Origin of the sequence: Flavobacterium croceum DSM 17960, from assembly GCF_002917885.1 — a bacterium.
Lineage (GTDB): Bacteria > Bacteroidota > Bacteroidia > Flavobacteriales > Flavobacteriaceae > Flavobacterium > Flavobacterium croceum.
Genome location: NZ_PQNY01000013.1, coordinates 1 through 20,208, shown reverse-complemented (window position 1 = coordinate 20,208; position 20,208 = coordinate 1). Strand labels below are relative to the sequence as shown.

Below are 20,208 nucleotides of genomic sequence, written 5' to 3'. Positions count from 1 at the left end.
TTAATTGTAATTAAGGTATTCTAAATCGTAAACTACTTTGTTGTATTGAAATACATTTTCTAAATATTCTTGCTTAATCGTGGTTGCGTTTTCTAAACTTAATATATATTGAAAAAAATCTATTTCGCCATGCTTGTAACTCATATCGGCTACTTTCATAATTTCTTTTGATAACTTATCGCCGTATTGGTTATAATAATCTATCGCTTCTTGAAATTTTTGAAGCTCCTCTTGCTTTTGCTTTACAAAATAATCTATTTTCAATTTTTCATTCTCCATTTGTTGTTCCCAAGCTTGTTTTTCTAAGGCAACTACTTTATTTTTTGCATGATAACTAGAAGAGAATATAGGTACAGAAACACCTACTTGAAAGCCGTATAATGACTGTGATAACCCATTATTTCTACCTTGAAAATATTCTAAACTTACATCGGGTAAAAGTTGCTTTTTTTGTAAGGCCATATATGAACTATAAGTATTTGTAACTCTATCAAAATATGAATTATAAAGTTCTTTATTTGGAGTAAAAGTTGTAAACAAAATTGGTTGCATTTTATTTTGAGTTACAGCAAGAGCTTCATCGGTTTGTACTATAGACTTCAACATCTCTAAAGCCGTTTTTTTAGACTTATCTATTTGGCTTAATTTTGTTTTTATTTGTCTGTATTTGCTTTCGGCGGTTATTTTTTCGAGATAATTACTTTCTCCTAATTCAAATTTTCTATTGCTAGCTTTAGAAAAATTTTGATACAAACTGTCTAAATATTTATATAATTTTTCTTGATTTTGGTAATACACAATTTCATTATATACAAAAGCTACTTGGTGTGAAACTTTATTTTTTTTAAGTTCAAAATGAGCTTTATCTTTTTCATATTCTGCTGTATAAGCACTTTTTTGAGCCGAATACACGGTAGGAAAAAGAAACTTTTGCTGTACTCCCAATACTTTTAGCGGTACATTATTGAGCGCTAAATTATTCTGGTCATAATTGTAGTAAATGTTTGTTTTTTCTACAGAAAAATATGTTTTTATAGCCTGCTTAGATTTTAAAACGATTGTATTGGCTGCTTGAATTTCTTTATTGTTTCGTAAAGCTTTTGCAATTAAAGTATCCAATTCTGGTTGATTTCTATTTTGAGCAAATGACAACGATGAGATAAGCAAACCTATAATTATGTAGGTTCCACTTGCTTGATGTTTTTTAAATTTTGGTTTTTTCATCTCTTTTTCATCGAAAATTTTATACAACAAAGGTAAAACTACCATTGTTAATATCGTTGCTGTAAATAAACCACCTATTACAACTGTAGCCAAAGGACGTTGCACCTCTGCTCCTGCCGAAGATGATATTGCCATAGGTAGAAAGCCTAAAGCTGCTGCCATAGCTGTAAGTAATACAGGACGTAGTCTATCGGTAGTTCCTTTAATAATAAGTTCATTCATATCTTTTATACCGCTGTGGTGTTTTAATTCTTTAAAATGTTCTATAAGTACAATTCCATTTAAAACCGCTATACCAAACAAGGCTATAAAACCAACTCCTGCCGAAATACTAAACGGCAAACCTCGCATCCATAAAAATAAAATACCTCCAACTGCCGAAAGCGGTATGGCAGAATATACCATAAGTGCTTCTTTTACAGAATTGAATGCAAAATACAACAATACAAAAATTAAAAACAAAGCAATGGGTACAGCTATCATAAGTCTGGCTTTGGCACTTTGTAAATTTTCAAATTGTCCGCCATAGGTAATGTAATAGCCTTCGGGAAGTTTTATTTTTTCACTAATTATTTTTTGTACATCATCTACTACACTTTGCATATCGCGGTTTCTTACATTTATTCCTACTACAATTCTTCGGCGTGTATTATCTCTAGATATTTTTGCTGGCCCTTCGGTATAGGTAATATTTGCCAATTCTTGCAGTGGTATTTGCATACCAGATGGTGTAGAAACATATAAGTTTTTTAGGTCTTCAAGACTTTGTCTATTTTCTTTATCAAGCCTAATAACCATATCAAAACGTTTTTCTCCTTCAAATACAGTTCCAACTGTTTTACCTGCAAAACCTAGTGCAATCATATCATTTAAATCGGAAATGTTTAACCCATATTTGGCTATTTTGGTTCGGTCGTATTGTACGCTCATTTGAGGAAGACCTTCTGTTTTTTCGATAATAATATCTGATGCTCCTTCAACACCAGCAATAGCAAACTTAATTTGTTGGGCTCTTTTGGCTAATACGTTCAAATCTTCTCCAAAAATTTTAATAGCAACATCACTTCTTGTTCCCGAAATAAGTTCGTTAAAACGCATTTCTATAGGCTGTGTAAACTCAATTTCCATATTTGGAATTTGGCTTTCAACGGCAGATTTTATTTTATCTGCCAACTCATCTTTACTACTTGCAGACACCCATTCTGATTTGGGTTTAAGTTTTACAATAATATCGCTTTCTTCCATACTCATAGGGTCGGTAGGCACCTCTGCAGCTCCTATTCTACTCACTACTTGTTGTACTTCTGGAAAGTTTTTTAATATGGTTTTTTCTATAATCGTGGTAGTTTGTATGGTTTTTGATAATGAAGTTCCTGTTTTTAATACGGGCTGAATTACAAAATCGCCTTCGTCTAATGTAGGTATAAATTCGCCCCCCATTGTTGAGAATAACGTAATGGCTAAGACCAATAAAGTGGCAGCTCCATAAATTACCTTTTTGGTATTAGTTAATGCCCAAGTAATTACCGGAAGGTATAAATTATTTAATTTGGTAATTAGCTTATTCGAAATAGAGTTCGGATTTTCTTCTTTTGGTTTTAAAAAAATAGAAGAAACCACAGGCACATAGCTAAAACAGAACAACATCGCTCCCAAAAGCGCAAAACTAAACGTCATTGCCATTGGTTTAAACATTTTACCTTCAACACCAGATAAAGATAAGATTGGTATAAATACTATAAGTATAATGAGTTGCCCAAACACGGCAGAATTCATCATTTTGGAAGCGCTTTTGTAGGTTATTTCATCAATTTCAATTTGTTTTTCTTGATCAGAAAGCCTATTTAAGTGTGCTGATTTGTGTGTAATTTGAAATGCGATAAATTCTACAATAATTACGGCTCCATCGATAATAATACCAAAGTCGATTGCACCAAGACTCATTAAATTGGCATCAATACCTAAAATATTCATAAATGAAATAGCAAACAATAAACACAATGGTATTACTGAAGCCACAACCAAACCTGAACGCCAATTACCAAGCAATAAGACTACTACAAAAATTACGATTAAGCATCCTAATATTAAGTTTTCGGCTACTGTAAAAGTAGTTTTCCCTACTAATTCGCTTCGTTCTAAAAAAGGATTGATGTAAACTCCTTTTGGTAATGTTTTTTGAATTTCGGCTACTCGTTGTTTTACATCGTGAATAACTTGTTTGGAGTTTGCTCCTTTAAGCATCATAACTTGTCCTAATACTTTTTCTCCTTCTCCATTACCTGTAATAGCTCCAAATCTATTGGCACTTCCGTATTGAACAGTGGCAATATCTCTTACAAATACTGGTGTACCTAAACTATTTTTTACTACAATATTTTTAATATCGTCTATACTATTTACTTTTCCTTCTCCTCTTATAAAATAACTTTGATTTACTTTTTCTATATAAGCACCACCCGCAATACTATTGTTTTTTTCCAATGCAGAATACACATCGTTTATTGAAATATTCATTCCTTTAAGTTTGGAAGAATTTATGGCTATTTCATATTGTTTTAAAAAACCACCCCAAGTATTAATTTCTACAACTCCTTTTATACCCGATAATTGTCTTTTTACAACCCAATCTTGTATCGTTCGTAAGTCGGTAACTGTATATTGGCTTTTGTATTCTGGTTTTACATCAAGAATATATTGGTATATTTCTCCCAAACCTGTAGTAATTGGTCCCATTTCTGGGGTACCAAATCCTTGCGGAATTTTTTCGGAAGCCGATTTTATTTTTTCGGCAATAAGCTGTCTAGGCAAATAAGCCCCCATTTTGTCTTCAAAAACAATTGTTACTACAGATAATCCGAATTTTGAAATGGAACGAATTTCTTTTACATCAGGTAAATTGGCCATTTCTATTTCTACCGGGTAAGTAATAAACTGCTCAATATCTTGTGTAGAAAGGTTTCTAGATGTTGTAATAACTTGAACTTGGTTGTTGGTAACATCTGGTACTGCCCCAATCGATATTTGAAATACAGAAAATAAACCAAAACCCAATACTATTGCCGTAAAGAGTAATACTATAAGTTTATTTTTTAAACTAAATGCAATGATTTTTTCTAACACAATTTTTATTATTAATTTACTGTAGCAAAGGTACGATACAGAAAATTATAATTACTTAAGAACAACTTAAGATGTTAAGGAAAATAAAGTGTGAATTTTGTACCTACATTATCTTTACTTTCTACTTCTACTTGAATAGACAAAATGTCGCACAAACGTTTTACTATAGATAACCCTAAACCTATTCCTTTTTCTTTAGAATTATCTAATGTATTTTTTGCTCTAAAAAATGGATTGAATATTTTTTCAATTTCTGGTTGCGATATACCTATTCCTTCATCTTGAATGACAAACTTAATTTGTTCATTTTCTTTTAAAACAAACAAGTTAATCGTTGCAGCATCATAGCAATACTTTACAGCATTTGAAAATAAATTATTAATAATAATAGAAAGGAAATAAGCATCTGAATGAACCCAAAAATTTTCAGTAAAAGTAGTGAGTACTTTTATATTTTTATTTGCTATTTCTGCAGAATATCGGTTTATTGTTTCATGAATTATGTTGGTTATTGAAACTTCGGCATTACTAATTGATTGTTTTTGATTTTCCAATCGAGCCAAAAGTAATAATTGATCTACTATAGTATTAATTCTATTTACTTCGGATATGCAATAGGCAATTTTTTGATTGTATTCTTGCTCTGTTCTTGGTTTTCTTATCAACACTTCTAGCGTACCTTGAATTACTGCAAGAGGTGTTCTAAGTTCGTGTGAGGCATCTGATGTAAATTGCTTTTCGCGCTCTACTGCACGTTCTATTCTATCTAATAAATTATTGATTGTTTGCGATAAAACATAAATTTCATCTTTGGTATTTGGTAAAGCGATGCGAGAAGATAAATTATCTGTAGAAATTAAATTTGATGTTTCAATTACATTGTAAATAGGAGAAATACTTCTGCCTGCAAAAAAACGAGCAATTAAAAACAACAAAAGTAAAATTATAGGAAAACTTACAACTAATATTGTATTAAGTAGTTGGAGTACATAACTTGAGCTTTCAAGTAAAATAGCTACTTGTATAAATCCTACTTTTTTATCTTTATCAAAAATGGGGACTTTTATTTGGCGAACTGATTTTCCGTTGAGTTTTGCATTAAAAATTTCTTTTTCATTATCGTGGTTACTAAAATGTAATCGACTTTTTTTTAAGTTGGGAGATTTATCAAACAAATTTCCTTGCAAATCCAAAAGTTCTACAAATATTGGATTTACTTCTTCTGTACTATGTTCTTCCTCTTTCCACTCTTGAGCATTGGTAAGCACAATAGCATTATCTTGAACATTTATATACCCAAAAAGTTTATTTATTTCAGTATGAATATCAGCATCCAAATGTACATAAACCGATTTTTTTGCCACAACATGTATGGTTATAAATACAATTAAAACCAACATAGCTGTCGAAATGATATAGTAAAATGCTATACGGTTTTTAAAAGAAAAACTATTCATGATTATCTTCTGCTATATACCCTACACCTCGTATGGTTTTAATAAGAGGCACATCGGGTGTTAAGTTTAATTTTTTTCTAATGGCATTCATAAAAACATCAATCACACCACTGTCATATTCAAAATGTATATCCCACACATCTTCAATAATTTTATTTCGACTACAAATAGTTCCTTTATTTTTTACCAAATAAGCAAGCAAATCAAATTCTTTTTGTGTAAAAATAACTTCGCTATCATTTTGAAAAACTTTTCTTTTACCTAAATCTATTTTTATTGTGCCCAAGCTAAGAACTTCAGAATGAGTTGCGGTTCTAAAATGTACTTTAATACGTTCGAGTAATTCTTCAAAACTAAAAGGTTTTTTTATATAATCATTTGCTCCCGATTGTAAGGCTTCTATAGTTTCTTGTACTGTGTCTTTTGCTGTTAAAAAAAGTATTGGTACTACTTTATTTTGTTCTCTTATTTTAAGACAAATTTCTAATCCTGATAACTTTGGAAGCATCCAATCGAGCAATATTAAATCGTATTTTTCTGTCAAGGCTTTTTGTAAACCTAAATCGCCTTGATTGGCAACATCTACAGTAAAACCTTCTTCTTGAAGTCCTTGACTTAAAAAATTGGAAATTCCTATTTCGTCTTCTACAATTAGAATTTTCATTTTAAAACTCTTTACATATTATTTTGTCAAATATAAATGCTTACAAACAAACTGAATACATATACATTTTATATTAAGCTAAATTTAAGATTATTAAAAGAATATTTATTTAATTAGCCCAAAAAAAATCTATTTTTGTAGAAATTTTTACCCATGAGCTTTATTTCTAAAAAATCTCCTCTATATTTTATTACAATATTTTATTTATTATGCAGTTTTATTTTGCGTATTGTATTACTGTTTCACCCTATCACACAAAGTAAATTTTCTTTTTTTGAAAGCTTAAAAATTTTTGGATTAGGTTTTATTTCAGATTTTTTTGTATTTATAATTGCTTCGGCATTTTTATGGTTATACTTGTTGTTTTTATCCAATTCAAAGTATTATAAACCTTGGGGTCATATAATATTTTTACTACTTTTAAGTTTACTCGCCTATGTATATTTTGGAAATACTATTTTGAATGAATATGGAGGTTCATTACCCGAAATAGGTATTACATTTATAGGAATAAAAACTGTTTTATTTGGGCTACTTTTATTTTTTCCGAAACAACGATTTTTACTACGAAAAATATTATTTAGTATCGCTATATTCATTTTTGTATTAGTTATTGTTCAAAATAGTATTAGTGAATTTTTTTTCTGGAATGAATTTGGTGTTCGTTATAATTTTATTGCAGTAGATTATTTAGTATATACTAATACTGTTATTGGAAATATTATGGAATCTTATCCTGTTGTTCCATTATTTTCGGCTGTAGGAATTATTTCGGCTTTGGTAACTTATTTTATTGTAAAAAAATCGAATGCTTTTCTTAAAAATCTACCTACATTAAAACAAAAATTATCAGATTTAACTTTATATGCTCTTGCGTTTTTATTTTCTCTATTTATTATACCTAAACTTTCCAAATTAGAAAATTCAAATAATATATTTGCAAACGAATTGCAAGCAAATGGTCTTTACAAATTTTTCTTAGCTTTTAAAAACAGTGAATTAGAGTATGATAAGTTTTACAAAACTATGCCAAACAATGAAGCCTTTGCTTTGTTACAACAACAAATAGGAAATACTAATTTAACGAGTGAACGATTTATTAAATCTGATTCTATTGAGAACAAAAAGAACATTGTACTGATCACCATAGAAAGTTTTAGCGCAGATTTTATGAAACATTACGGTAATGAACAAAATATTACACCTTTTTTAGATGAATTAGCAGAGCAAAGTTTATTTTTCACCAATTTATATGCCGTTGGAAACAGAACTGTACGTGGACTCGAAGCTGTTACTCTTTGCCTACCTCCTACTGCTGGAGAAAGTGTTGTAAAAAGAGTCGATAATAAAAATAAATTTTCTACAGGATTTGTATTAAAGCAAAAAGGATATCAAGTAAAATATTTATATGGAGGAGATGCATATTTTGATAATATGGAAGATTTCTTTTCTGGAAATGGTTATGATATTGTAGATAAAAAATCGTTACTACCGAACGAAATTACTTTTTCAAATATTTGGGGTGTTTGCGATGAAGATATGGCAAACAAAGCAATCAAGGTTATGAATGAAGAAACAAAACAAGGCAAACCCTTTTTTAATCATTGGATGACTGTAAGCAATCATCGTCCTTTTACTTATCCAGAAGGGAAAATAGATATCGACTCGCATTCAAAATCGAGAGAAGGTGGTGTAAAATATACAGATTATGCTTTGCGCAAATTTTTTGAAAATGCACAAAAACAACCTTGGTTTGCTAATACAGTTTTTGTTATTGTAGCCGACCATTGCGCTTCTAGCTCTGGTAAAACTGAATTGCCATTGGATAAATATAGAATACCTGCATTTGTATATGCTCCAAACTTTATAAAACCTCAAAAAGTAAATACTTTAGTATCGCAAATAGATTTGATGCCTACCGTATTTGGACTGCTTAATTTTAGTTATCAATCTAAATTTTATGGACAGGATATTTTCAAACCTACTTACAGCCCAAGAGCTTTTATTGCTACTTACCAAGATTTAGGATTGATTAAAAATAATAAACTCACTATTATTTCTCCTGTAAAGAAAGTAAAACAATTTGAGTTGATAAAACAAACAAACAATAAGTTAGGTGCTGATTTTCAACTGTATTATGAAGAAAAGCCTTTAGAAAAAATAGATGCTAGTTTAGAAAAAAGTACAATTTCGTTTTACCAAACGGCGTCTTATTTACTTAAAAACAAAAAGTTAAATAAATAAAAAAAGCTATACTTAAATTTTAAATATAGCTTTCATAAAATTAAATAAACAAAAATAACTAGACCTTACCTTCTTTTATTTCATCCACAACTTCTGGATTTAATAAAGTAGAAATATCTCCAAAATTAGAGAAATCTCCTTCGGCAATTTTTCTTAATATTCTACGCATAATTTTTCCTGAACGTGTTTTTGGCAATCCATTCACAAACTGTATTTTATCTAGTTTGGCAATAGGTCCAATTTGATCAGAAATTAATTGGTTTATCTCTTTTGATAAATTTGATCTATCACGACTTTCCCCTACATCTTTCAATACAACATAACCATAGAGTGCATTTCCTTTTATATCGTGAGGGAAACCTACAATAGCACTTTCTGCTACAGCTGGATGTTCATTTATTGCATCTTCTATTGGTGCTGTACCCAAATTATGACCAGAAACTATTATAACATCATCTACTCTACCTGTAATTCTATAGTAACCTACTTCGTCTCGTAGTGCACCATCACCTGTGAAATATTTACCTGGAAAAGCTGTAAAATAAGTTTCTTTGTATCGTTGATGATCTCCCCAAATAGTTCGTGCCATAGAAGGCCATGGAAATTTAATACACAAACTACCTGTTACTTGATTTCCTTCTATTTCATTTCTAAGTTCGTCCATCAATACAGGTTGAATTCCTGGTAATGGCAATGAAGCATAGGTAGGTTTTGTAGGTGTTACAAAAGGTACTGGAGAAATCATAATACCACCTGTTTCGGTTTGCCACCAAGTATCTACAAGCGGACAACGCTTTCCGCCTACATGGTCATTATACCAGTGCCAAGCCTCTTCATTAATAGGTTCTCCTACAGAACCAATAACTTTTAAAGAACTTAACGGAAATTTTTGAACATATTCTAAACTTTCTTTCGCTAAAGAGCGTATAGCTGTAGGTGCTGTATAAAATTGATTTACTTTGTGTTTTTCAATTACTTCCCAAAAACGACTAAAATCTGGATACGATGGTACTCCTTCAAAAATAACTGTAGTTGCACCATTTAACAAAGGGCCGTAAAGTATGTATGAATGACCTGTTATCCAACCTATATCGGCAGTACACCAATATACATCGTCTTCTTCATAATTAAATATATTTTTAAAAGTATATGCAGTATACACCATATAACCTGCTGTAGTATGTAACATACCTTTTGGTTTACCTGTAGAACCTGAAGTATATAAAATAAACAATGGATCTTCGGCATCCATAATTTCTGCTACCGAATTTGCCAAAGCATTATCTAAAAGAGGTTGTAACCACATATCACGACCTTCTTTCATTTGCACTTCAGTATTGGTTCTTTTTACTACTAATACTTTTTCAACACAAGGTGATTTTTCTAAGGCTTCATCAACAATACCTTTTAAATCTATCGCTTTATTACCTCTATAACTACCATCTGAAGTAATGACCATTTTACATTCACAATCATTAATACGAGAAGTTAATGCCGAGGCTGAAAAGCCAGCAAATACTACCGAATGTATGGCTCCTATTCTAGCACAAGCCAATACAGCTACGGCCAAATCTGGAATCATGGGTAAATAAATACATACTCTATCGCCTTTTTGAATACCTAAATCGCGAAGTACATTTGCCATTTTAGAAACTCGAGCGTACAATTCATTGTATGAAATATGTTGAGCCTGTTCGTTTGGATCGTTTGGTTCAAAAATGATAGCGGTTTTTTCTCCTCTTTTTGCTAAATGACGATCGATACAATTTTTAGTAATATTAACTTTTGCATCTACAAACCATTTAAATTTGGCTTCTTGCATATCAAATTCGAAAACTTTGTCCCATTTTTGATACCAAGTAAAATTTTCATCGGCTATCCTATCCCAAAATTTTCTAGGCTCTCTTACCGATTTTTTATACATCTTGAAATAATTTTCAAGATTCGAAATTTTATAATAACTCATTATATTCGACTTTTTTCTGTTTAATTAATGTAAATTTAACTTTTATTATTTAGTAATGTAAATTTAGATATTCTGATGATGAAAAAAAGAAAATTATTGCTAAATTAATATAGTTTACGCTAAAACAAAAAACCTGAGTCTATACTCAGGTTTTTTGTTTAAGATTTGAAACATCCTATTTTATCGTGTTTTAATACTTCTGTTACTTCATCAATAATAGCTTCATCATCTATGGTAGAAGGTATTTGAAAGTTTTCGCCATCGGCTATGCTACGCAATAATTTTCTAAGTATTTTACCCGAACGTGTTTTGGGTAATCTTTGTACTATAACTACATCTTTTAACGAAGCTACTGCACCTATCTGTTCGCGTACAAGCTGAACTATTTCGTGTTGTAATTGAAAATGTTCTATATCTTCCCCAGATTTGGTTACTACCAAAGCAAGTGGTATTTGTCCTTTTAACTCATCGTTTATACCTATTACAGCACACTCGGCAACAGAGTGATGAGACGAAACTATTTCTTCCATTTCGGCTGTAGAAAGTCTGTGTCCAGCAACATTTATTACATCATCTACTCTACCTGTTATATAAATGTATCCATCTTCGTCTTTAAAGCCTCCGTCTCCAGAAAAATAGTAGCCTTCAAATTTGTTTAAATACCCCATTTTGAAACGCATTTCATCATTCCATAAACCCGTTAAAGTTCCTGGTGGTAATGGCAATTTAATAACAACATACCCCTCTTCATTAGGACCTAATTCTTGTCCGTTTTCTCCTAAAATTTGAATATTATATCCCGAAACTGATTTGCCCGCAGAGCCTGGTTTTATTGGTAAATATTCCACTCCCATCATGTTGCATATCATAGGCCAACCAGATTCTGTTTGCCACCAATGATCTATAGCTGGAACTGGAATATGGCTTCTATACCATTCTAAAGTTGAAATATCACATCGTTCTCCTGCTAAAAATTGTGTGCGCAAACAAGATAAATCATATTGTTTAATAAACTCTCCGTTCGGATCTTCTTTTTTAATAGCTCTAATAGCTGTTGGTGCAGTAAACATTACCGAAACTCTGTGTTCTGAAATTACCCTCCAAAATGTACTTGCATCTGGAGTTCGAATAGGCTTTCCTTCAAAAACCACCGTAGTATTTCTATTTAAAAGCGGACCATATGCAATATAACTATGCCCTACTACCCAACCTACATCAGAAGCTGCCCAAAAAACTTCTCCTTCATTTACACCATAGATATATTTCATTGAAAACTTTAACGCAGTAACATAGCCTGCTGTATCACGTACAATTCCTTTTGGTTTTCCTGTAGTACCCGATGTGTATAAAACATATAAAGGATGTTGCCCATTTACAGGCACACACGAAGCCTCTTCCGATCCGTACACCAAAGCATCATAGTCTATATCATATTTTTTGAAAGGAATTCTTGCTCCTAATTTTCTGTTTAATATAACTACATTTTGAGGCTTATGTTCTGCCAATTCTATAGCTTCGTCTACCAAAGGTTTGTAAGCAATAAGGCGTTCAATTTCTATACCCGATGATGCAGTAATAATGGCTTTGGGCTTGCAATCGTCTATTCGAATGGCTAATTCGTGTGGAGCAAAACCTCCAAATACAACAGAATGTGTAACACCTATTCTTGCACAAGCCAACATAGCAAAAACAGCCTGTGGTATCATAGGCATATAAATTACTACTGTATCGCCTTTTTCTAAACCTAATGATTGCAAACCACCTGCAAGTTTTGCAATTTCAGATTTTATTTGGTTGTACGTGTATTTTTTTACAGTTTGAGTTACTGGAGAATCATATATTATCGCTGTTTGCTCTCCAAAACCATCTTCAATATGTTTATCTACAGCTAAGTAACACGCATTCAGCTCGGCATCTTTATACCAAACCGGGTAATTGTTATGGTCGTAAGACAAAATAGTTTCTGGAGCTTTAAACCAATTAATTGCTTCAGCTTGATTAGCCCAAAATTGTTCTGGATTTTCAATACTTTTTTGGTAAAATTCTTGATATTTCATTAGTATTCTTATAGATATTTTGATTATGTAATAGTGAAGTAAATATAACCAATATATCTATTAAAATCTAAATTTTGTTGCTAATTAGGTATATACGAAATCGATTTCGTAAACCATATCAAATACCGAAATTTCTATTCTAATTTAGAATAAAGTTTAATGACTTTTCAATGCAATAATTCAAAAACTTGGTCTACTACTTTCTTGATAGAAAAAGGTTTGGTTAAATAAGCATCTGCACCGAGTGACAGTCCTTTTTCAATATCAGAATCTTTATTTTTTGCTGATAAAAATATAATCTTGCAATGGTTTAACTTTGGATTTTGCTTTATGCGCTCAATGGTTTCGAAACCATCAACATAAGGCATCATTACATCTAGAATAATAACATCGGGAAGATTTGATTGTAAAATATCTAATGCTTCTTGTCCGTCTCTAGCAATGAAGACTTCAAATGAATTTTTTTTGAATGTGTATTCCAAAGACATTACGATATTGGGTTCGTCGTCTACTATTAATATCTTTTTCATAGTTGCAATTTTGTTTGGCAATATAACGTATCTCTCTATAACTTAAAAATCTAATTTTTATTTTTTAAAAGTGTAAAACTTAAACAAGCTCCTCCTGTAACATTATTCGAAGCCCAAATTTTACCTTTATGATGTTCAATAATTTGCTTGCAAATAGCAAGCCCTAGCCCACTACCTATTGGTTTTTTGAAATTTTGATTGGTAGATTGGTAAAATTTGTCAAATATATTTTCAAAATCATTTTTACTTATTCCTTTTCCATTGTCGCTCACTTGAACTAAAATATGATCTATTCTATCGTTTACAGAAATAGTTATAAGTCCGTTGCTATCGGGGCAAAATTTGATTGCATTTGACAGTAGATTTGTCATTACTTGAAAAATTCGATCTTCGTCATAATAAGCCTCAAGCACATGACTGCCCTCTATATAAAATGAAATATTTTTATTATTAATAAGCTGTATGAGTGGCTCTACCGATTTTTCTATAGTTTCTACAATTTTATTGTTGGATAGATTGACTTTTTGTTTTCCGGTTTCAAATTTTTCTAAATCTAATATTTTATCTATCAATCTATTAAGTCTATCAGACTCTGAAATAATATTTTGAAGAAATTGCTTTTTTAAATCATCTGGAATGTCATCATCGTCGTGCAATATTTCACTTGATGCCCGAATAGCCGTAATAGGTGTTCGCAACTCGTGTGTTACCGTATCTAGAAATTCGTCTTTTTGTTTGTCTTTTCTTATTAAAGATTCATTGGCTTCTTGCAATTTTGCAGATATTTCTTGAAGTTCGTTTGAAGTTTCGATGAGTTTTTTATTAATGATAATATTTTCTTTTGATTCTTCTAATATTTTTAATACTTCTGGTAGTGTAATTTTTTCTTCTTTTACTACGCTAGAAATCAATATCTTGGCAGATGCTGTACCAATATGACCTGTAAGCAAATTTTCGGAAAACTTAATTAAACGGGCATCTGCAAGTTCTTCATTTTTATCTACATTGTATTTTAAATTAAAAATATTCATCGCTCTTTTTGTACGCTCTTCTCCTAAAAATCGTATTAATACTTTTTCTATATCGGTTCTATAGGCAGTACCTTTCCATACAAAGGCGTTTTCATGATTGGTAATATATTTGTTTATATCCAAAAACATTTCGGCATAGTTACGCTCTCTATAATTTCCTTTAAAACTAACAGAAACAGCAACATACGTAATAAAATTGAAAAGTAAACTCCAATACAAAGCATGCGGTACAGGATTGAGATAATCTAAACCAAAAAGTTGGAAAGGTTTTAATAATTCTAAGCCAAATAATCCTTTGGAAATAAAGGTGGTTTGAGCAGAAGAAATTCCAATTGCATACGGAATTAGTAAAGTATATAAACAGAGTACAAACCCTACAATAATACCCCATACTGCGCCTAGCCTTGAGCCTCTTCGCCAAAATAGAGCTCCAAAAAATGCAGGAGCTAATTGAGCAATAATTACAAAAGCTACTAAACCTATGGAGAATAGATTATAATCGAGTGCAAAAAATCTATAAATAAAATACGAAATAATTATGAGCGAAAAAATACCTACTTTTCTGGTATTTACAATTTTTTTATTAATTGTATCTTGGTTTTCATTTTGCAATTGACCTAAAAAGCCATACGGTATAATTAAATTGTTACTTACCATAGTTGAAAGTCCTATAGAAGAAACAACAATCATAGAAATAGCTGCCGAAAATCCTCCAAGAAATACCAAAACAGTAAGTACTTTATTACCAAAAAATTGCGGTATTAAAAGCGAATACGTATCAGAATTTACACTTTTGCCATCAAACAGTACATTTCCGCCCCAAGCAATAGGATAAACAAATATGTTAAACAATAACAAGTATAATGGGAAAAGCCAAATGGCTGTATTGATATGGTTTTCTCTATTATTTTCGATAACAGATACATGAAATTGTCTTGGTAATAAAAATATAGCAAAAATAGATAAGATGCACAAAAAAAACCAATTGATTGCTTGAGGCAATCCTCCTATTGTATTTTTTTTATGGAAATTTTCAAGTAATGATGCTTTTTGATAGATATCTTCAAATCCATCAAAAACAAAGTAGGTTACGTAAATTCCAACCATGAGAAAAAATACCAATTTTAGTATACTTTCTAAGGCTACGGCTGTAACAATGCCTCTTCTTTTTTCGGAAGCATCTACATACCGAGTACCATAGTACGAAGAAAATAGTGCCAATGCAATGGCTACATAAGTAGTAGAATCGTCAAAAATAAACTTATTGGAAACGGTTTGTGTTACTAAATGAAATGATTCTGAAATGGCTTTGAGTTGTAAGGCTATGTAGGGTAAAATACCCGAAAGGCAAATAATCGTAACCACAGCTCCTAAAAATCTTGAATTACCATAACGAAGCGAAATAAAATCGGCAATACTAGAAACTTTATTAACCCGAGATATTCTAATTATTTTTTTTAAAATTAATATCCAAGCAGGTATTATAATGATAGGACCTATATAAACCGATAGATAAGACAAGCCCGAGTCTGCAGCCACGCCTATACTACCATAATAGGTCCATGCGGTACAATATACAGCTAAAGAAAGTGAGTAAATATATTTATTATTTGTCCATTTGGAATTTCTTTTTTTTTCTGCCCAATGTGCAATAAAAAAAAGAAGCGCCAAATACATTACAAGTATTATTAATAAACCTACACTACTCATGGTATTTTTTTACAATATAAAAAGACAACAAAATCGACACCAACCAAACAGAAAACAAGTATACATATACTATTGGAATACCTACTATTCCAGAAGATATATCAAAAAGAAGTACTATTGGTAGGTTAAAAAGTACCAATAATACAATAGATAATACTACTAACTTTTGTTGATGTCTTTTTTTCATTATAAACAAATAAAATTATGCCAAAAAGCATTTCTAATAAAACCCTAAAAGCTCTTAGAAACTAAGAGCTTTATAGGTTTTGATAATTTTTTGTATTCTAATATTCTTCGTCGTACTCATTCGTAATACAGTAGTAGCCAAACAAAGCCAAACCTGTTACTACCAAAGGTAATAAAATAAAGAATATAATAATACCAAATACTAAATCTTCTTGCTTACCTGATGATAATTTACCACCAAATATAGAGATACAATAGTATGAAACTACTGCGGCCAAAAGTAGCCATACAGCTCCTAAATATTTTTTTAATGCATTCATATTTCTTTATTTATTATTCGTGAAGTGTATTAATTTTTTTGTCTATATAAATCATTCCTATAACCAAACAAACAGCGGCTACTATAATTGGATACCATAATCCTTCTAAGTAAAACTCTGGATCTCCAGCTTCTTTAGAAGTAGTTACTAAATAAGTAGATATTGCTGGCAATAATCCTCCAAAGATACCGTTTCCAACATGGTATGGTAATGACATAGATGTATATCTAATTTTTACTGGGAACATTTCAACAAGGAAAGCCGCAATTGGACCATATACCATCGTTACAAATATTACCTGAATTAATACAAGCAAAATAAGCATAAATCGGTCGCTACTATTAATTTTTTTGGTAACTTTTGTTTCTATTTTGTCTTTTCCTTTATCATCTACCATTACTTTTCCATTTTCAAAATGAATCGTTTTCACTTCTTCCAATGTTGTACCATCTGTGTAGGCTTTTGTAGTAGTGTAAAGTGAGTCTAGTTTTCCATCTTTTAATTCTTTTATAGAAGGAACTGTTTTTGTTTGATCAACAATTTCAGTTTTTAAAGTTACATCGGTAGTTTTGTACATTTGTTTATAGATACCTCTATAGCTTATTATTGCTAAAAACATACCCAACATCATGATTGTTTTTCTACCAATTTTATCGCTTAACCATCCAAATACCACAAAGAAAGGTGTACCTATTAATAAGGCTATACCGAGTAAAGTATCTACTTGAGATGAATCTACAGACTGCACTGTTTTTAAGAAATTCATAGCATAGAATTGACCTGTATACCAAACAACTCCTTGCCCCATAGTTGCTCCAAACAAAGCAAGTAAAACAAATTTTAGATTGTATTTATGTCCAAAACTTTCTTTTAAAGGGTTTGTTGAAATATTACCTTCAGATTTTGCTTTTGCAAAAACTGGAGATTCGTGCATTCCTTTACGAATATAGTATGATACAATAACCATAAGTATAGAAACCCAAAATGGAACTCTCCAACCCCAATCTTCAAAAGCTTCTTTTGTCATTAACGATTTAGTAATTAATATAACCATTAACGAAACAAACAAACCAACTGTTGCTGTAGTTTGTATCCATGATGTCCAATATCCTCTTTCGTTTTTTGGAGAATGCTCTGCCACATAAGTAGCCGCTCCACCATACTCACCACCAAGAGCTAAACCTTGCAACAAACGTAATACGAGTACTAGTAATGGCGCCATAAAGCCTATAGTTTCATAACTAGGTATACAACCTATTACAAAAGTAGCCCCACCCATAAGTAATAAAGTTACCATGAATGTATATTTTCTACCAATTAAGTCTCCTAATCTACCAAAGAATAAAGCCCCAAATGGTCTTACTACAAATCCTGCAGCAAAAGTAGCCAAGGTTGAAAGAAATGCTGCTGTTGGATTATCGGCAGGGAAAAATTTTGTAGATATTACTACTGCCAAACTACCAAAGATGTAAAAATCGTACCATTCGATCATGGTACCCATTGAAGAAGCTGAAATTACTTTCCAGATTCCTTTTTTCTCGTTTTGATCCATAATTATTTTTATATATTAGTTGGTTTTTTTATTATTAAAATGCGTAAACACAAGATACCATTGTTCTAAAGTTTGATACCTTAACTTGATTATTATCTGCAGTTCCATTTTTTGCGGTAGTATTATCTCCCCAAGTTGCTGCTGTATATTCTAATTCTGGTGAAATTCTAAATTTATTGCTTTTAAAATCTACTCTACCTGATACTCTCCAAACATTATCAATAGATCTTGTTGATGAAACTCCTCTAGCATAAAATGCCGTTGCTCCATCTACGCCTGTACCACCATTTTTAGTATAACCAAAGAACATTCCTGGAGCTACTTTTTTACCATTACTAGCAATATCTATCCAACCAGATGTAGTTTTTAATCCTTCATACTTTTCTGGCTCTGTTGTATTTGCTGTATATCCTGCAAATCCACCTACCATAACTAAATTACTCATATCTTTACCCGAAATTCCATAAGCTTTTACGATAATCTTATCATTAGAATACTTTAAGAAACCTACTACAGAACTAGTATTTAGTGTCTCATCAGACATTTTGCCATTAGATACTGTTAGAGGTTTTAAAGAACGGTATTCGGCTCCTAAACCAAATAACCAATGCTGATTTTTATATTGAAATTGTCCATGTAGCGTTGGGAGTGCTGAATTTATAGATGCAGAGTTTTGAGTGCCTGGGTTAGTGGCTGCAAACTCTCTATCTTTGTAAGCCGTTAATGCAAATGAAAATTCTTTTGTAAAGTTTTGTTTTAATTTAACCTGAGAAGCCCAACCAAAAGGATTGAAAAGAATTCCTGTACTAAAGTTGGCTACCCCTGGAAAACATTCTGGTATAAATGTAGGATACCATGTTTGACCAAAAGTTAATTGAGTTTTAGACCAATCTAAAGTAGCATAAGCATGACGTAGTCTAAACATACCTATTGAAGAACTTTGATTGATAGTGGTTTTAGTTCCATCTAAGTTTGTAACAGTATTTGATGCTGGCTCTGTATTTCCAAAAAAATCACCCTCTAATGTTCCTGCAACTTTTGCTCCCCATACATCGGGTCCTTTTACTTTTACGCCCAAACGAGATACTACAGATAAGAAATTTGATTGCCCAACTGCATTTTGATCAGAACCATCGGCTAATTTAGATTCATCTAATGGATACAAGTTTAGATTTAATTCTCGCACTTGAGCAGATTTTCTAGTATCCCAAATATAATCTGTACGAACAAATCCATACAAACTTACATCCCAGTCTTTTGCAGCTGGAGCAGCTGGAGTTGTTGTTGGTGTTTGTGCATATCCTGCTAAAGAAAGTGCTGCAAACGATAACATCATTATTTTTTTCATAAATTTTGGTTTTTGGTTGTTAACTGCGACCAAATTCCAAATTTTTATGAATGAAAAAAAAATATGTGTATATTTTTGTTAATTCTATAGTTTATCCCTTAAAACGTTCCCATTTTATCATCATAAACTTATCGCCCAATTCTGTAATTATCATACCTGCGCCCGAAAGTTGTTCTTTATTTTTTAAAAATTCAACAAGTTCTAAATGGTTGAATATTTTGTAGGTAGGATGATAATCTGTGTGGGTAGGTTTCTTTATTTTATACTCTTTTACCCAATTACTTACAGTTACATGCGAAACACCTATAATACGTTCTATCTCTCTAAAACTTAACCCTTCTAGATACAACTGTAAAGCCTTAGTAACATAATATACATCTATTTTTTTTCCTAATTTATTTACAGTGAAATAGTAATTACACGATTTGCATAAATAACGCTGTCTATCTTTTATTACACCGCTTTTTACAATATTGTCTGTTGCACATTTAGGACATGCTAAAATTTCCATATATATAAATTTTGCATAAATATACCAATTTAGCAAATATATAAAAATGATTTTCGTATTTTTTTTAATATTATTTTTTAATAAATAAAAAAATTAAGAACTAATATTACATTATTTTCATAAAAATACCATTTTTAACATTTGTCTATTCTCAAAAAAGAAAAAGAATAGCATATATTTTAAATTATATATACCCGTTGTGCATTATTAAGCGAGATTTATTTTTAAGTTGTTAATGTTTCTTTGAAATACAAATTTATTAAAAAATTGAATAGAAGTTAGAGT

Annotated in this window: 13 protein-coding genes; 1 reads left to right on the top strand and 12 read right to left on the bottom strand. The window is 31.1% G+C overall.

Going from position 1 to position 20,208, the window contains the following annotated elements; all coding sequences use genetic code 11:
* The 3 genes from Q361_RS10155 to Q361_RS10145 form a co-directional block, all read right to left on the bottom strand.
* Nucleotides 1-4,347 carry a CusA/CzcA family heavy metal efflux RND transporter gene (locus Q361_RS10155; protein ID WP_103726624.1) on the bottom strand — a complete coding sequence of 1,449 codons (4,347 nt, stop codon included), beginning with the start codon at nt 4,345-4,347 and terminating at the stop codon, nt 1-3.
* Nucleotides 4,348-4,421: 74 nt separating this feature from the next.
* Entirely contained in the window at nt 4,422-5,804 is a 1,383-nt protein-coding gene (locus Q361_RS10150; RefSeq protein ID WP_103726623.1) for a sensor histidine kinase, read from the bottom strand.
* Nucleotides 5,797-6,468 carry a response regulator transcription factor gene (locus Q361_RS10145; protein WP_103726622.1) on the bottom strand — a complete coding sequence of 224 codons (672 nt, stop codon included), beginning with the start codon at nt 6,466-6,468 and terminating at the stop codon, nt 5,797-5,799. Before Q361_RS10145 ends, Q361_RS10150 begins: the two co-directional genes overlap by 8 nt.
* A 153-nt stretch (nt 6,469-6,621) precedes the next feature.
* On the opposite strand from Q361_RS10145, the gene Q361_RS10140 reads away from it, so the two are divergent.
* Nucleotides 6,622-8,712, top strand: coding sequence for an LTA synthase family protein (locus Q361_RS10140; protein WP_103726621.1), 2,091 nt, complete (start codon nt 6,622-6,624; stop codon nt 8,710-8,712).
* A gap of 58 nt (nt 8,713-8,770) precedes the next feature.
* Here Q361_RS10140 and acs read toward each other — a convergent pair whose 3' ends face one another.
* The 9 genes from acs to Q361_RS10095 all read right to left on the bottom strand — a co-directional run bounded on the left by acs (nt 8,771) and on the right by Q361_RS10095 (nt 19,923).
* Nucleotides 8,771-10,678 (bottom strand): acetate--CoA ligase, encoded by a 1,908-nt coding sequence (gene acs, locus Q361_RS10135; RefSeq protein WP_103726620.1) that lies wholly within the window; start codon nt 10,676-10,678, stop codon nt 8,771-8,773.
* 158 nt (nt 10,679-10,836) lie between these two features.
* Nucleotides 10,837-12,735 carry an acetate--CoA ligase gene (locus tag Q361_RS10130; RefSeq protein ID WP_103726619.1) on the bottom strand — a complete coding sequence of 633 codons (1,899 nt, stop codon included), beginning with the start codon at nt 12,733-12,735 and terminating at the stop codon, nt 10,837-10,839.
* A gap of 167 nt (nt 12,736-12,902) precedes the next feature.
* Nucleotides 12,903-13,265 carry a response regulator transcription factor gene (locus Q361_RS10125; RefSeq protein WP_103726689.1) on the bottom strand — a complete coding sequence of 121 codons (363 nt, stop codon included), beginning with the start codon at nt 13,263-13,265 and terminating at the stop codon, nt 12,903-12,905.
* Between the two features lie 50 nt (nt 13,266-13,315).
* Nucleotides 13,316-16,006: an ATP-binding protein gene (locus tag Q361_RS10120; RefSeq protein ID WP_103726618.1), complete on the bottom strand. Its 2,691-nt coding sequence runs from the start codon at nt 16,004-16,006 to the stop codon at nt 13,316-13,318.
* Nucleotides 15,999-16,193, bottom strand: coding sequence for a hypothetical protein (locus Q361_RS10115; RefSeq protein WP_103726617.1), 195 nt, complete (start codon nt 16,191-16,193; stop codon nt 15,999-16,001). The genes Q361_RS10120 and Q361_RS10115 overlap by 8 nt, the downstream gene beginning before the upstream one ends.
* Before the next feature lie 97 nt (nt 16,194-16,290).
* Nucleotides 16,291-16,512 carry a DUF6814 family protein gene (locus Q361_RS10110; RefSeq protein WP_103726616.1) on the bottom strand — a complete coding sequence of 74 codons (222 nt, stop codon included), beginning with the start codon at nt 16,510-16,512 and terminating at the stop codon, nt 16,291-16,293.
* Nucleotides 16,513-16,525: 13 nt separating this feature from the next.
* Nucleotides 16,526-18,064: an MFS transporter gene (locus Q361_RS10105; protein WP_103726615.1), complete on the bottom strand. Its 1,539-nt coding sequence runs from the start codon at nt 18,062-18,064 to the stop codon at nt 16,526-16,528.
* Between the two features lie 34 nt (nt 18,065-18,098).
* Nucleotides 18,099-19,412: a hypothetical protein gene (locus tag Q361_RS10100; protein ID WP_146047006.1), complete on the bottom strand. Its 1,314-nt coding sequence runs from the start codon at nt 19,410-19,412 to the stop codon at nt 18,099-18,101.
* A 91-nt stretch (nt 19,413-19,503) separates the two neighbouring features.
* A complete protein-coding gene (locus Q361_RS10095; protein WP_103726613.1) occupies nt 19,504-19,923 on the bottom strand; it encodes an IS1/IS1595 family N-terminal zinc-binding domain-containing protein in 420 nt (139 codons plus the stop codon).
* Between the last annotated feature and the right edge of the window lie 285 nt (nt 19,924-20,208).

Bases quoted from the DNA above. Each gene is read 5' to 3' on its own strand.
- Q361_RS10105 (WP_103726615.1), bottom strand. From the start codon at position 18,064: ATGGATCAAAACGAGAAAAAAGGAATCTGGAAAGTAATTTCAGCTTCT.
- Q361_RS10120 (WP_103726618.1), bottom strand. From the start codon at position 16,006: ATGAGTAGTGTAGGTTTATTAATAATACTTGTAATGTATTTGGCGCTT.
- Q361_RS10100 (WP_146047006.1), bottom strand. From the start codon at position 19,412: ATGAAAAAAATAATGATGTTATCGTTTGCAGCACTTTCTTTAGCAGGA.
- Q361_RS10125 (WP_103726689.1), bottom strand. From the start codon at position 13,265: ATGAAAAAGATATTAATAGTAGACGACGAACCCAATATCGTAATGTCT.
- Q361_RS10110 (WP_103726616.1), bottom strand. From the start codon at position 16,512: ATGAATGCATTAAAAAAATATTTAGGAGCTGTATGGCTACTTTTGGCC.
- Q361_RS10145 (WP_103726622.1), bottom strand. From the start codon at position 6,468: ATGAAAATTCTAATTGTAGAAGACGAAATAGGAATTTCCAATTTTTTA.
- Q361_RS10095 (WP_103726613.1), bottom strand. From the start codon at position 19,923: ATGGAAATTTTAGCATGTCCTAAATGTGCAACAGACAATATTGTAAAA.
- Q361_RS10115 (WP_103726617.1), bottom strand. From the start codon at position 16,193: ATGAAAAAAAGACATCAACAAAAGTTAGTAGTATTATCTATTGTATTA.
- Q361_RS10150 (WP_103726623.1), bottom strand. From the start codon at position 5,804: ATGAATAGTTTTTCTTTTAAAAACCGTATAGCATTTTACTATATCATT.
- acs (WP_103726620.1), bottom strand. From the start codon at position 10,678: ATGAGTTATTATAAAATTTCGAATCTTGAAAATTATTTCAAGATGTAT.
- Q361_RS10130 (WP_103726619.1), bottom strand. From the start codon at position 12,735: ATGAAATATCAAGAATTTTACCAAAAAAGTATTGAAAATCCAGAACAA.
- Q361_RS10140 (WP_103726621.1), top strand. From the start codon at position 6,622: ATGAGCTTTATTTCTAAAAAATCTCCTCTATATTTTATTACAATATTT.